This window comes from Paenibacillus cellulosilyticus, from assembly GCF_003182255.1.
GTDB lineage: Bacteria > Bacillota > Bacilli > Paenibacillales > Paenibacillaceae > Paenibacillus_T > Paenibacillus_T cellulosilyticus.
Genome location: NZ_QGTQ01000016.1, coordinates 47,246 through 61,003 on the forward strand (window position 1 = coordinate 47,246; position 13,758 = coordinate 61,003).

10 protein-coding genes are annotated in these 13,758 nt (G+C 51.8%); 2 read left to right on the top strand and 8 right to left on the bottom strand.

Annotated elements, in window-relative coordinates:
- Positions 1-116: 116 nt before the first annotated feature.
- The 4 genes from DFQ01_RS31955 to DFQ01_RS18720 all read right to left on the bottom strand — a co-directional run bounded on the left by DFQ01_RS31955 (position 117) and on the right by DFQ01_RS18720 (position 8,353).
- Positions 117-5,498 (bottom strand): LamG-like jellyroll fold domain-containing protein, encoded by a 5,382-nt coding sequence (locus DFQ01_RS31955; RefSeq protein ID WP_174812502.1) that lies wholly within the window; start codon positions 5,496-5,498, stop codon positions 117-119.
- Positions 5,499-6,003: 505 nt separating this feature from the next.
- Complete coding sequence (locus tag DFQ01_RS18710; RefSeq protein ID WP_110045429.1) at positions 6,004-6,924, bottom strand: L-lactate dehydrogenase; 921 nt, start codon at positions 6,922-6,924, stop codon at positions 6,004-6,006.
- On the bottom strand, positions 6,921-7,712 hold the full coding sequence (locus DFQ01_RS18715; protein ID WP_110045430.1) for a formate/nitrite transporter family protein: 792 nt from the start codon (positions 7,710-7,712) through the stop codon (positions 6,921-6,923). The genes DFQ01_RS18710 and DFQ01_RS18715 overlap by 4 nt, the downstream gene beginning before the upstream one ends.
- Before the next feature lie 341 nt (positions 7,713-8,053).
- Positions 8,054-8,353 (bottom strand): thioredoxin family protein, encoded by a 300-nt coding sequence (locus tag DFQ01_RS18720; RefSeq protein WP_110045431.1) that lies wholly within the window; start codon positions 8,351-8,353, stop codon positions 8,054-8,056.
- Positions 8,354-8,541: 188 nt separating this feature from the next.
- On the opposite strand from DFQ01_RS18720, the gene DFQ01_RS18725 reads away from it, so the two are divergent.
- Both DFQ01_RS18725 and DFQ01_RS18730 read left to right on the top strand, forming a co-directional pair.
- A complete protein-coding gene (locus DFQ01_RS18725) occupies positions 8,542-9,018 on the top strand; it encodes a DUF2975 domain-containing protein (protein WP_110045432.1) in 477 nt (158 codons plus the stop codon).
- 10 nt (positions 9,019-9,028) lie between these two features.
- Complete coding sequence (locus tag DFQ01_RS18730) at positions 9,029-9,235, top strand: helix-turn-helix domain-containing protein (RefSeq protein ID WP_110045433.1); 207 nt, start codon at positions 9,029-9,031, stop codon at positions 9,233-9,235.
- A gap of 348 nt (positions 9,236-9,583) precedes the next feature.
- Here DFQ01_RS18730 and DFQ01_RS18735 read toward each other — a convergent pair whose 3' ends face one another.
- The 4 genes from DFQ01_RS18735 to DFQ01_RS18750 all read right to left on the bottom strand — a co-directional run bounded on the left by DFQ01_RS18735 (position 9,584) and on the right by DFQ01_RS18750 (position 13,700).
- A complete protein-coding gene (locus DFQ01_RS18735) occupies positions 9,584-10,435 on the bottom strand; it encodes a copper amine oxidase N-terminal domain-containing protein (RefSeq protein WP_110045491.1) in 852 nt (283 codons plus the stop codon).
- Positions 10,436-10,632: 197 nt separating this feature from the next.
- A complete protein-coding gene (gene rnhA / locus DFQ01_RS18740) occupies positions 10,633-11,319 on the bottom strand; it encodes a ribonuclease H (protein WP_110045434.1) in 687 nt (228 codons plus the stop codon).
- A gap of 410 nt (positions 11,320-11,729) precedes the next feature.
- Entirely contained in the window at positions 11,730-12,701 is a 972-nt protein-coding gene (locus DFQ01_RS18745; RefSeq protein ID WP_110045435.1) for a C40 family peptidase, read from the bottom strand.
- Between the two features lie 69 nt (positions 12,702-12,770).
- Positions 12,771-13,700: an ArsR/SmtB family transcription factor gene (locus DFQ01_RS18750; protein ID WP_110045436.1), complete on the bottom strand. Its 930-nt coding sequence runs from the start codon at positions 13,698-13,700 to the stop codon at positions 12,771-12,773.
- Positions 13,701-13,758 lie beyond the last annotated feature (58 nt).

The window sequence follows — 13,758 nt, forward strand, 5'->3', positions numbered from 1 at the left end:
ATAGATCCGTTAAACCCAAACGCCATTATTCTCTTTATATAATACCTTTGCTTCTTGGAATAAAAAAACTGCCCCCAAAGCAAATTCATGCTTCAGGGACATCTTCTTCTTCCTACTTATTCGGTTACGCCAGCTACCATATTGGCAACTTGATCGGCATCAAGCGCCGTGTCGTAGATGCGCAGATCGTCCATGCTGCCCTTGAAGGCAGGGTCATCGAACCAGTTCACGCCGAGGCTGAACACACCGTCCGCCGTCGTGAAGATGTTCGAGAAGCCAGTCGCTCCATATTTCTTGACCCCGTTGATGTACAACGCAGCCGTTCCGTTATTAACCGTAATCGTCACATTCGACCATGCATTCGTTGGAATGAGCATGCCGCTGTTGCCATCCACCCATCCGTCGCTGTTAGACCACAGCATCGTGTTGCCGTTCCAAGCCTGAGGCACAATGCTCAGCCAATGCGAATCATCGCGTGAACCAAAAAATGTCGTCGTGTGGTACGTCAGCTCTGCCGGATTGAGCCACAGCGATACCGTGTACGTATTGCTGCTGATCAGGCCATTCGGCAAGCGGACACCCGTGCTGCCGTCGAATACGAACGACTGACCTTTCACACCTTCGGTGTAATTCTCAGTGCCGCCTTCAACATTGATTTTCACGCCGCTGACTGTTCCGTTCGCGTAAGTACCTTCAGCATCCGCTAAGCTGTTGTCAAAGGTGTAATTCGCGACAAGTCCATTCCCGCTTACATCGAGAATGTAGCTGTCAGTCAAATTCGTACCGTCAGTCGTTACCGCCGAAATCGTCGAAGAGCCAATGCCGACCGCTGTAACTTTACCCGTTGCCGCATCAACGACTGCAACGTCCGTATCCGATGAAGCCCAGCTCAGCGCTTTATTCGTCGCTCCTGTTGGCAGCACTTCAATCATAGACGGCTTGAATGTTTGACCCAGATTCAGTGCTTTCGATTCCAGTCCCAGCTCAAGCGAAGCCACTGCAACGGGTTCGGCGATCACGTGTACCTCTGCCGATGTGCTTACGTTCGGATTCGATACGGACGTCGCCGTAATCGTTGCCACGCCTTCTTCTACAGCCGTAACAACACCATTCTCGTCTACCGTCGCAACATCATCGTTGCTCGACGTCCATGTTACCGTACGATCCAGCAGTGTCGTAACAGGTGTAACCGCTGCCGCCAGCGTAGTCGAATCGCCAATCGTCAGCGTGTAGCTTGAATGACTTAACGTTACACCGCTCACTTGAATGTCCGATGCCAACGCCCCAATTTCCGTATCGGACAGTACGTTGTCATATACACGCAAATCGTCGATTTGGCCTTGGAATGGCGTATCCCAGTAGTTAACGCCAAGACCAAACACAGCGTCAGCGGAGTTGAATACATCCGGGAAGTCTGTACCTTGGAACTTCAGCTCACCGTTGATATAGACCTTTACTGCGCCTTTATCTACGGTGAACGTAACATGGGACCACTCATTCGCCGGAATCTTAATGCCGGAGGAGCCATCGTACCATGGCGAGCTTCCCGACCAGAGCATCGTATTGCCGTCCCATGCTTGCGGTACGAGTGAAATCCAGCTTGTGTCTGTCATCGCACCAAAGAAGGTTGTTGTGCTAGCCGTAAATGTTGTCGGGTTGAGCCACATCGATACCGAATATTCCGATCCACTAATGAGGCCGGTGCCCAAATTAATGCCTGATGCTCCATCGAACTGAGCAGCTTGTCCTTTGACACCGTCGCCGTACGTAATCGTACCGCCCGTGTTACTCAGACGGTTTCCTGTAACCGTTCCTGCATCATAATGGTTCGTCGAGTCCGTCAGATCGCCGTCGAACGTATAGTGAGCAACGAGACCAACCTTTTGACCAGACGTATGCTCGCCCACGATCTGTGCGACTTGCTCTGCGCTAAGCTCTGTTTCGTACACGCGCACATCGTCCATCATGCCTTTGAACGGAGTATCCCACCAGTTAACGCCCAACGTGAATGTACCGTCCGATGTTGTGAATACATCTGGGAAGTCCGTGCCTGTGAAGCGAAGAACGCCGTTCACATATACATTCACATTGCCATTGTTGACGGTAAACGTAACGTTCGACCATCTGTTCTTCGCAATTCGCATACCGGTCACACCGTCATACCAAGCCTCACCGGACCAGAGCATCGTTTTGTCGTCCCAGTTGTTAGGCAAGAGACTAATCCAGCTTGTATCATTTTTTGCACCGAAGAAAGTGGTCGTGTATGCAGTCAGTTCCTCTGGATTCAGCCACATCGATACACTGTAAATCCGAGTTTTGATCAGACCGTTCGCCAGCTTCACGCCAGACTCGCCATTGAATACTGCCGCTTTGCCGTTAATGCCATCTGCATATGTGATAGCCGTATTCTCTGTTGCTGCAGCACCGATTTTACTGCCGATGACCGCACCTGTCGTCACTTTGTCCGGACCCGAATCATTCAGGTTATCTTCAAAATCATAGCGTGCCACAAGCCCGTCAAGCAGCGCATCCGTCGCCTGTTGAATGACGGTCACTTGGAAGGTCTTCGTCTGCGTTGCAGTTCCACGCTTAATCGTCGCCGTCAGCGTTACCGTCTTATTACCGTCACCAGCATCTGGACGCGTAACATGACCCGTTGTCGAAACGACAGCTTCATTCGTGGAGCTCCACGTAATTTGCGTTTGACGATAGCTTTCCGTTGGCAGTGTCAGGTCCGTATATACACGCGACGTGTTGCCAAGGGTTAGCTGCGTCTTCGCATTCGCCACAACCTGTGCATCTGTTTCTGCTGCCATCTTGCTGCCCCACACCGTTACACCGCTACTCGATACTGCTGTGAATGTTTCCACATAGGCTTTGCGCAGCGGATCCCACTCTTTGGCTACGACACCTTCATAGGTATCTTCGCCAATCGTCAGTGTAATGTCGTGATCGTCATGCAGCTGCCAAGTACCTGTTGCCGTACCGCTAATCGTACCGTCAGCATTCAAACGGATGTATTGTGCTTTCTTAATCTCGGTCGTAATCTCGTACCCATGGTTGATAAATTGATAGTCGCCCACGAGCGCTTGTGCAGACGCTGTCGAGATTGTCACACCGGTGTATCGATATGGAGCCGTAACAAGCCAGCCATCCGCGTTCATGAACATTTGATGGACACGTACTTGGTGACCTTCGCCTTGTCCTGGGAAGCGCGTATGGAAGATGAGATAGTATTGCCCCGTCTCCTCGTCATAGTAAGCGGAGTTATGTCCCGGGGAAACATACCCTACACTATTGCCTGCTTCGTCGGCGAACTGATAATTGCCCATCAGCTTCACGCCGTACGTTTCAATATCCCTATCGTTGACCATGTCGGTACTGCCTGTGCCGCGCGTATTGGTCATATCTTGTCCTTGTGCATCAAGGAACGGCCCGTCCGGACTCTTCGAGCGCGCGATTCGCATATTATAGCCGCCGTCCGAGGCGAATCCGCCGAACGATAGGAACAGATAGTAGTAATCCGTCTCTGGGCTGTAGAGCATATACGAAGCCTCGATACGGGAGTTGCCGCCGGTCAGCCGTTTGCCGTAGCCTTGGCCTGGAACTGGCTTGCCTGTTTCCTGGTCCATCTTCAAAATGAAGATACCGCCCGAATAAGATCCATAGACCATCCAGAAGTTGCCCTCTTTATCGAAGAAAGCATCAGGGTCAACGACGTTTGGATGAATGGCCAGATCATAAATATTGACACCGTCGTCGCTGATCTCGCCCCACATGCCGGATTTCAGGAAAATACCTTTGTCCACGTATGGGCCTTCAATGCTGTCCGCAACAGCTACGCCCATGGCCGAACGCGGCGAGTCGCCTTTGCACGCATTGTAGTACATGTAGTACTTACCGTCTGCGAGCTGGATAACATCCGCCGCCCACAGCGTATCAGATTCCGCCCATTCGAACGTCTCTGCTAGGTTCTGCGTTACATCCTCGAACAACGGGTTGTCCGCCGTAGCGCCCGATGCAACCAGCGTCCAGTTCATCAGATCCTTCGTCTTCGCAGCTGCGAGGTGAGAGCCGAATACGTAGTACGTGTCATCGACTTTAATGACCGACGGGTCATGAACCGAGACATCCGTGAATGTCGGCTGTTGCTGCTGCGGCTGCTCTTGAGGCAGCGTTACGGTACCACCGCCAGTGCTGCCTGTGCTGCCTGTGGATTGTTCATCGTCAAAAATAAGCTGCGACTGCCCGTTGCCAAGCTCCTGCTTCGTTACTTTGCCGCTGCCAGTCACATGAACGACGATGCCCGCGCCCACATTCAGTTCGCTGACCGTCGTGCCTTCTGCTAGTGTAATACCCGCTGCTCGCAGCAGCTCCAGCAGCGTAATGCTGCCGCTGTTCAACTTAATTGTCGCTTGGTCCGCGTTACTTGTTACATGGTCGAAGCTGCCCGACAGATTAACGATGTCGCCCGCCGGAATCGAGGAATCGAGCAGTACTTGTCCGAAGCCTGCTGCGCCATCTTTGATCTGCTCTTCCAACGCAGCGCCGGACTTGAGTACGACCTCCTGTACAACCGTACCGTCATTCGCGAGAATCCGTACTTTGCCGTTTGCTTTGTCGACTACAATCTTCGAGATCGTCACGCCGTTCAGCACAATGCTGTGCTCGCCGCCGCCGTTAACGTGTGTTTCGCCTTTAACCGTTACATTATCGAGGGTCACGTCGCCTTCGCCAACGCCTTCCGTAATGTACAGGTCGCCTTCGATGACAGCATCCTTCAGCGTAACGCCGCCTACATTGATGACCGCATTGCCTTTCGTAACGCCTTTATACTCACCTGCCGCATGGAACACGTTGCCTGCGATGCGATCAAGCAGCGTTACCGCTTCAGCACGTGTAATCGACTTAGCGCCGCCGAATGTGCCGTCTGCGTAACCTTTAATGTAACCTGCATCCAGCATCGACAGAACGGCATCCTTGCTCCACGAATGAAGCTTATCTTGATCAGCAATTGCCGTTTCGCCTGCGCTGCTCGCCAGCTGGAACGCACGGAACAGCATAACTGCTGCTTCCTCACGGCTAACCAGCTTCTTCGGCTGGAAAGTCCCATCCGAGTAGCCCTCGATAATGCCTGCCGCAACTGCTTTACTTACATCGTCCGCATAGTAAGCGGTTGCAGAAACATCGGAGAATGTCTTAGTGCCTGTGTGCTGCAGATTGAACACATTGTTCAGCAGCACAATGAAATCCGCCCGTGAAATCGCCGCATTCGGATGGAATGTACCGTCTGCATAGCCGCTAAGAAGATCGTTATCATACCAATCTTGAACGGTGCTTTCTGCCCAATGGCCCTTCGTATCTTGAAGCACCTGCTTGTACGAGGTTAGTGCGCTTGAGCTGGCACCAAATGCTGTTGTCGGCAGCAGCAATGCCATGGCTAATACCGCGGACAAGCTCTTGCGTGCCAGACGTTTGGATGGAAGCATTGCGAACATTGCGATCCCCTTTCCTGTTTCCAACATTAATAAAAGCATTAATCCTGAAAGCCCTTACATTCGATCTGATAAAAAAACGACCTCTCAGTCCTCCCTCCAAGGTAACCACAGGCTTCATAGGTTTTGTCACACCCACTTCAGCCGCACGTCAAATCATAATGTTATGATTTTATTAATAACTTAATATTAATATTGATTGATTAATACCGCAATAAAAAGTTAGCAATAATTGGCGAATTGTTTCTAAATAGCAAAAGGCTGACACGGTCGTGCCAGCCTCGTATTGATTCGCGTTTTGAGTACAAGTACATTCCGTCTGGAGCGGTAGATAGAGCACATAAATGTATCCTATCTGCTCACATCTGGCTTCGTCCGCTAGTTAGTATACATTAATGTACACTATACGCTCGCATCTCACTTCGTCCGCCAGTTAGTGTACTTAAATGTACGCTATTCGCATGCAAAAAGAGGCCGGCACCATTGTGCCAGCCTCCTCGCCATTCTACTATTCGCTCGTCTCGATCGTTTGAATGAGCGACTTCAGCTTATTAGCCGATTTATGCAGCAGCGCTGTCTCCTCGTCCGTCAGCACGATGTCGAGCACTTCGCGAACGCCCTGCCGATCCACGACGCATGGCACGCCCAGATAAACATCCGATACGCCATGGTAATCGTTCAGCAGCGTCGAAACGTTCAGCACCGCTGCTTCATTGTGCAGAATCGCCGTAACGATTCGATCGAGCGCCAGCGCGATCGCATAATAAGTCGCGCCTTTCGCTTCGATGATTTGGTACGCCGCATCACGCGTATTCGTATAGATGCGTGTCTTCGCCTCTTCATCAAGCTTCAGCTGCGAACCCGCTACGTTCGCAAGGCTCCATACCGGCAGCTCCGAGTCGCCGTGCTCGCCAATGATATGAGCGTGAACGCTGCGCGGATCAAGCTCCAGCTCCTCGCCGATCAGGTAACGGAAACGTGCGCTGTCGAGCAGCGTGCCCGAGCCGATGACACGGTTCGTCGGCCAATTCGATTTGCGCAGGCAGAAGTAGCTCATGACATCTACCGGATTCGTTGCGATAAGCAGAATACCGTCTTCGTTATATTTGAGCACCTCCGACACGATGCTGTCGTAGATGGCGATGTTGCGTTTGAGCAGATCGACGCGCGGCTCGCCTGGCTTTTGCGCTGCACCCGCCGTAATGATTATAATGTCTGCGCCCGCGCAGTCCTCATATGTACCCGCCCATACCTTCGTTTGACCCACGAACGGCATGCCGTGATTCATATCCAGCGCGTCGCCAACGGCCTTCGCTTGATTCGCATCAATGAGAACCAGCTCGTCCGCACGTTCTCTGAGCAGCAATGTATAAGCAGTAGTCGAACCAACTGCGCCTACTCCGATTACAACGACTCTCGTCTTCTTCATGGATGATTCCCCTCTTCTTCGAATGGTTTGTTAACCGTATGATACATGAAGCCCATCAAGATCGCGCCGCCCACCATATTGCCGAGCGTCACTGGAATGAGATTATGGATAATGCCGCCCAGCGTAACCTGCCCCGGCTCCCCAACGACCAAGCCGATTGCGAATGTACACATATTAGCGACGCTATGCTCGTAGCCGGATATAAAGAAACAGAAGACGAACAGCATCATCGTGAACAGCTTTGGCCCGTCACCCCGCAGTGACATTGGGATAAAGAAAGCTAGACAGACAAGCCAGTTACAAAGGATCGCGCGGAAGAACAGCTCGAAAGTATCGGCATGCAGCTTTTTATCGACGACGCTTAATAGAAATCCGTTCACAGAAGCATCGCGGAACAATCCGGTTGACCAGATCAGCAATGCGAATGCGAATGCTCCAAGCACGTTGCCTACGTAACAAAGCAACCACATGCGAGTCACCGTACGCCATGCCAGCTTCTTGCGCAGCGCAGCGAGCGTGAAGTAGAACGTATTGCCGGTGAACAGGTCGCCGCCCCCGTACGAGATGAGGATGATCGCTGAACCGAACGTCAGCGCCGCCATCGGATAAGCAAGCGGACTATGTTCGTTGTAAAATGCGCCTCCGGACTTAAACGCCACGATAACGCCGAAGCCGATGAACATACTGGCAAGCATGGCACGGAGTAGAGAGGTCAGCTTGCTTACCTCATAAATATGATGCTTCTTGAGCGCAAGCTTCACGACTCGTTGCAAAGGAATTTGCTCCATATTGCCCGCCTCCTGCCGCCATTATGATAAGGATATGGCCTTCATTATAGAGAGGCCTCATCGGATGCGCTGTGACATTTATCACACTTGGAGGCGTACACAGCGCTTACAGGAGGCACAAGTCTCAATAGTATAATTTTAACAAAAATAAGAAGCCGCTCCATAAGTCAATAGCACCGACCTATAAGCAGCTTCTTTATTAATCTTTCACAAAATATAGTTCTCTTCACCCTACCGTTTCAACTAGCGGAATTGCCGCTGGCCGCTGGCCGCCGTCGGCTCTTCTCCCTGCTGAAGGCAGGTGGCATAAACGGCCCTATTGGCACGACGACTAGAACCTCTTATTGTAAAATGCGGTACAAATGATCGACCGAGCCCATCGCATATTCCATGCGGACCGGCTCCCCGTCCTCCAGCAGCACGAGACACGGCACACTTGCCACACGCCAACGCTCGCGTAGAATCGGCGCGTAGTTAATGTTGATTTTGTGAATGCCGATCGGGACCCCCGTCGCCTCGACCACCTCCAACATTCGCTCCGCCACTTTGCACGTGCCGCACATCGCCGTATAGAACAACACAGCCTCACGCCCGCTCCGCCGCTCAAGCAATTCCTTCTCCGTCCACTCGGCAATCGCCATGCTGCACCACTCCCTCTTCCTCATCTAATCGTCATTTCAATGTAGCGATTTCTGGTCCAATATTCAAGAGCCGCCTCTGAGAATATTTCCGGACGCTCACAGTATATCTATAATCATCAAATATTTATTGTAAATCGATAAATCCTATGGTAAGTTCTAAAGGAACATTATGAAATGAGGTGCATGGTGTGGAACGTGGAACGACCCTTATTCTAAAATTGACGCTCCTTGTAATCGCCCTTCCCGTGCTTGCATTGTGTGTTTATGGACTGCCCGTAATCGCGATGGATCCAGGCGATAATTATCCGGCGTCTTGGGTATATCTTCTGGTCGCGCTTGGGTATACAACGGCAATCCCGTATTTTACAGCGCTGTTTCAATCCTTCAAGCTGCTCAGCTACATCGACAAGAACATCGCTTTCTCTGATCTGTCCGTGAAGGCTCTGAAAACAATCAAATACTGCGCGTTCACGTTCAGCCTCTTGTATGTAATCGCGCTGCCGCTCTTCTATTATATTGCGGAGAACGACGACGCCCCTGGCGTTATTGTGATCGGATTGGTCTTTGCTTTCACCGCATTCGTCGTCGCCGTGTTCGCCGCCGTCCTTCAGAGGCTGCTCAAGAATGCCATCGATATTAAATCAGAAAATGATTTAACAGTCTGAGGTGACGAACATGACCATAATTATTAATATCGACGTGATGCTGGCGAAACGGAAAATGAGCGTAACCGAGCTTTCGGAGAAGGTCGGAATTACGATGGCTAACCTTTCGATACTCAAAAATGGCAAGGCGAAAGCCATTCGCATTTCGACGTTAGAGGCGATATGCAAGGCGTTGGACTGCCAGCCTGGGGATGTACTGGAGTATAGGGAGGAGTAAGGGGCGTTCTCCCCTTGGACCCCGTTATTTCTGATTCTACCCCCTTAAATCAACATTGCTACCCATTTAAATCCGAGAGTTCTACCCACCTAAATCAACATTTCTACCCACCTAAATCCTCCCTGCTAGGGAGGACCCCCGGGGTTTCCCAACCCCGGGACCCCGGAAGGATGAACGTGGGAGGAACAGAGGCGTATTCGCATACTTGGGTGATAGGAGTCGCTTGCCCCTTTTGGGGCACAACTTACTTTTGGAGCTTGCTACTTGACTTGATACAAAAGGACTTCATCCTCCCGCTTCGCGGCGGGGAATGAAGTCCTTTTTTGCTACACTGCGTGCGACATTAGGCTATACGACCGTGTTGCTGATGATCTTCACCAGGCCGTTGGCGTAGGCTGTGTTCACTAGATTGCCGATCGAAGCTGCTGCACTTTCGCTGAATACGTACCATTGGTCTTCCGAGGCGTCATAGAGCAGCGTCTTCTCATAACCGGTTAACAGATCCTCCGGGAATGCATTAACCAATACATAGATATCGTAACGCTTTACACTATTCTCTTCGCTGTCAAGGAAGTCATATTGACCGGCCTTCTCATAGGATCCCGGTACATCTATATTAGCCCTCCAGTCGTAACTCTCTGGGGCATCAACCTTCTTGCCCTTGTTGTCTTCGAACAGATCATAGATCGCCTTGTTCGTTGTATTGCCGCTGAGCTGTTGAACGACTCCGCCCATTGTCATGTGGTATTCCTGCTGCAAAGCTTTTACCTGCACCCCGCCAATGACGAGCGGAGCCGTATGGACGGTTACTGCAGCGTTGCTGTAGCCAACTTCGCAATCAAACGTCTCTGCAATAAAGCGTAGAGGAACGATGACACGATTGTTCTTCACATACGGCGCAGCATCCAGCGTTACTGCTTTGCCATTGACTTCCGCCGTTTTACTATTCAGCTTCAGAACAACCTTCAAGTTGTCCTTCGTAATCGTCACTTCTGAATTCGACCAATGAACCTTCGCACCCAGGTTCTCGCTGATGACACGCAGCGGTACCATCGTCCGGTTGTTGCGCACTTCCGGCTGTACATCGGACCCGATCGCGATGCCGTCGATTTTAATAGCAGAATTGTCCGCAGCGTATGCAGGCATTGATGCAAAAGCTAGTGTTAGGCTAAGCGCGATACCAGGGATTATCTTCTTCATCTTCATCGTTATCAATCCTTCTCTACTCAAGAAATGGGTCTGCGAAAAATATCAGCATGTTTTTCCAGCCATTCTTAAGACGTCGAGAGCAACGTGAATGTTCATGAGAAATCTCTCATTAGCCGCAGCGCAATAAAAAACAGGATGAAGCAGCCGCTCCATCCTGATTCCATCACACAACACACATGATCATAAACCTACTTGCGTCCGTAATCCGCCTTAATTTCGCCCCACACCTTCGTTTGCCACTTGAGCACTTTGTTCTCGTAACGGTTGGTGCGCAGCCACGCTTCCGCTTCATCAACGAGACGCCAGATCTCGGCTGTCGAAGCATCACGCGCCAGCGTTGTCGCAACCTTCTTCTCCCGCAGCCATTTCATCGCATTAACGGAATCGCTGTATATCGTACGATTGCTGCCGCGTTCTTGCAAATATCGCAGCGCGTGGACGATCGCCAGAAACTCGCCAAGATTGTTCGTCCCCTTCGCAATCGGACCTACGGAGAACAATATTTCTCCCGTCCGCGTGTCTACCCCTTTATACTCGACAGGTCCGGGGTTCCCCCTTGTCCCAACGTCGACGGAGATGCTGTCGTAATCGACCTCTCCCACATCCTGCGAAGCCGAGCTTGTCCGTCCTGCCGCCCGGAATCGGTTCGATGCAGCAGCACCTGTTCCCGCTCCGGCTGCTTTGCTTGCGCCAGACGATTTGCCCCAATGCTTCTCCCAGCCATCGCGGAATGCGCTATCCGCCGCCGCTTTCGATTCGAACGACTTGAATTTCGCACCGTCGAATCCGTTCGTCTGCTTCTGGCATTCCGCCCATACCGCGTATACGCCAGGCTTGCGACCGACCCATACAACATAATGCTTGCTACCCGCCATTCCAGCATCCCCCCAGTGTTACTAGATTACCGCATTCGTGTATCATTCGCCAACTAACCTAAGAACGATGATTAGCAGCATGGCAGGCATAAATCCTTGTGATAACAATCGCCCGTACAACTACCGTCTGTATCTCCCACAAATGTGGTATACTCTAACGCATAGATGTCCCGCTAGGAGGCAAACTTCCATGAATTTCGTCGTCTATATGGCGATCATTCAAGTAATTCTGTTCGTCGCCGTCGGCGCGTTCGTCATTCGGATGATTCAACGTGCTCGGAAGAAGGAAAGCGATAATTAATTCACCCCTCGTACGACCAAAAGCCGCCCCTCTGATCAACTGCGTAATTTTTGCAGGTCAGAATGGACGGCTTTTTGTTGGCGCACCTTTATAAATGCAGCTTAGTCTCTCATCTCGCCACTCGCTTACCGAATAGAAAACGCCCCTTCCAATACCCGTTCAGGCTCGTCATAACAACACCGGGGTCACCGTACGTTTGAATGAATTTGCCCCCGCCGACGTACATGCCAACATGACCGACAGCCTTGTTCGTCTCATAGCGTCCTGGCGTATAGAAGAACATCAAGTCCGCAGGCTGCAGCTCCTCTAGACCAACCCTCTTCCCCAACGCAGATTGCGCGCGGGACGAACGCGGCAGCTTAACGCCGAACCGATCATAGACATATTTGGTGAAGGACGAGCAATCGAACCGGTGCGATTTCGAATAAATATCAGCATCGAACTCATACGGCGTCCCTAGGAAAGTCTTTGCATAACGAACGACTGCCATGGGGTCAATATCTACGAGCCCCAGCGGCATGATGCCGCTGCCTGACAACCCCTGTTGTTGCCCCTGCTCCGAGCCAGGCTTCACCCCGGTGTTATATCGATCATCCATCATTCGAATACGCAAATCGGACGTACGATCGTCCCACTTCACATCAGTCTGCAGCAGCGATGACAGCGCACGCGGTGTCATATACAGCTCCCCATTCATCCGCCTCGGCGCATCCAACAGCTCAACCTTCGTATCGCCCGACATCGCATCTGTCTGGTTGGCACGAACTGAGTATACCGCATCCATGTCACCAATCGCGGTACGTCCTCCTGTCGTCTCATGCAATCGCAGCCCCAGCGGAGATACCGCCTCGTCCAGCGGAATCCAAACACGACCGTTCAGCCGTTCTTCTAGAACGGGTATCCGGCGCGATGAGATTGACGAGTCCGCCGCCATAATGCGCGCGGAGCGCTTCGCGAGCGCGGACGGCGAAGGTTGAGACTGCCCCTTATCTATCGAACCACAACCGCTCGTTAGCAGCAGCGCTCCACAGGCGGCGGTGAGGAGAACGTAATATTTTGCTGAGAGATAGATTGTCGACATGAAGAAAGACCCCTTTCTTGAACAGAAATAGGGTCCTCCAATTTACCAATATTATTCGATCATCTGCGCTCACTCCATAACAAAGTGAACACGCATTTGAATGTCCTGATCGTAATCACCGAACTGACGGCCGAATAGATTGACGCCGCCCTTGTGGTTGGCATCTTCTCGCACGCCAATGCGGAGGCGAATGCCCGATTGCCCTGAAAGGCCCAACTGCTGAAGCGACACATCCGATATCGGCTGCATATCCACGGTGCTTCGCTCGTCGTCGACCCGCCATATTTTGCGCAGCCCATACTGGGTAGCATGCTCGCCCCACCAGCCAGGATTCAACCGCCCTCTGCGGTCGCCGAAATCCCCCGGACTCGTCCACATGCCGATATCCACACCGTTAATCCACACCGTAATGTCCGATGGCCAATCATTATCGTAATTCGGCGCTTCCGAACATAATTCCATCGAGAACTCCAGCGCTGTAATTCGGCTGTTCGGTGGAATTTCGAGTGGGAATCGATACTCTAGATACCCTCGACGGAACCAAATGAGCTGTGCACTTACATGCCGTGGATGATAGAAGCTCGCTGGCTCATCCTCCGGAATGAGCAGCCCGTTCCCGTCCGCCATGCCGCAAGTCGGCGAAACCTCGCAGTCCGTATAATGTCCGACCGGCATCTCGATCTCATAGGTCTGCTCTTCGCCTTTGCTTCCAAGGAAGCTCGTGTTCAGTCGCATGTGCACATCATGGTATGTCCGCGTACACACCTTCATCGCACCTCGGACCGCAGGCAGCAGCTCCGTCTGAATGAGCCGTGCACCTTCCAGAACCCTCACATGATTGGCCACCGATGACACCGGCAGCTGCAGCGCATCAGCGATCTCGACGATATTCAGGCTTTTCTGGTTGAGCAGCCGCAATATCTCAATTCTCGCGCGCGTCGATAACGCATGCGCAACGGTTACAAGCTTGTCCGGTTCATTAATGTCCAATTCAAGCATAATCACACCCCCACTCACTGCAAATTTGTAATGCTATTGTAAGCGATCCTCCGATTGG

Coding starts and splice junctions, on each gene's coding strand:
- DFQ01_RS31955 (WP_174812502.1), bottom strand. CDS start 5,498: ATGTTCGCAATGCTTCCATCCAAACGTCTGGCACGCAAGAGCTTGTCC.
- DFQ01_RS18710 (WP_110045429.1), bottom strand. CDS start 6,924: ATGAAGAAGACGAGAGTCGTTGTAATCGGAGTAGGCGCAGTTGGTTCG.
- DFQ01_RS18715 (WP_110045430.1), bottom strand. CDS start 7,712: ATGGAGCAAATTCCTTTGCAACGAGTCGTGAAGCTTGCGCTCAAGAAG.
- DFQ01_RS18720 (WP_110045431.1), bottom strand. CDS start 8,353: ATGGCGATTGCCGAGTGGACGGAGAAGGAATTGCTTGAGCGGCGGAGC.
- DFQ01_RS18730 (WP_110045433.1), top strand. CDS start 9,029: ATGACCATAATTATTAATATCGACGTGATGCTGGCGAAACGGAAAATG.
- DFQ01_RS18735 (WP_110045491.1), bottom strand. CDS start 10,435: ATGAAGAAGATAATCCCTGGTATCGCGCTTAGCCTAACACTAGCTTTT.
- rnhA (WP_110045434.1), bottom strand. CDS start 11,319: ATGGCGGGTAGCAAGCATTATGTTGTATGGGTCGGTCGCAAGCCTGGC.
- DFQ01_RS18745 (WP_110045435.1), bottom strand. CDS start 12,701: ATGTCGACAATCTATCTCTCAGCAAAATATTACGTTCTCCTCACCGCC.
- DFQ01_RS18750 (WP_110045436.1), bottom strand. CDS start 13,700: ATGCTTGAATTGGACATTAATGAACCGGACAAGCTTGTAACCGTTGCG.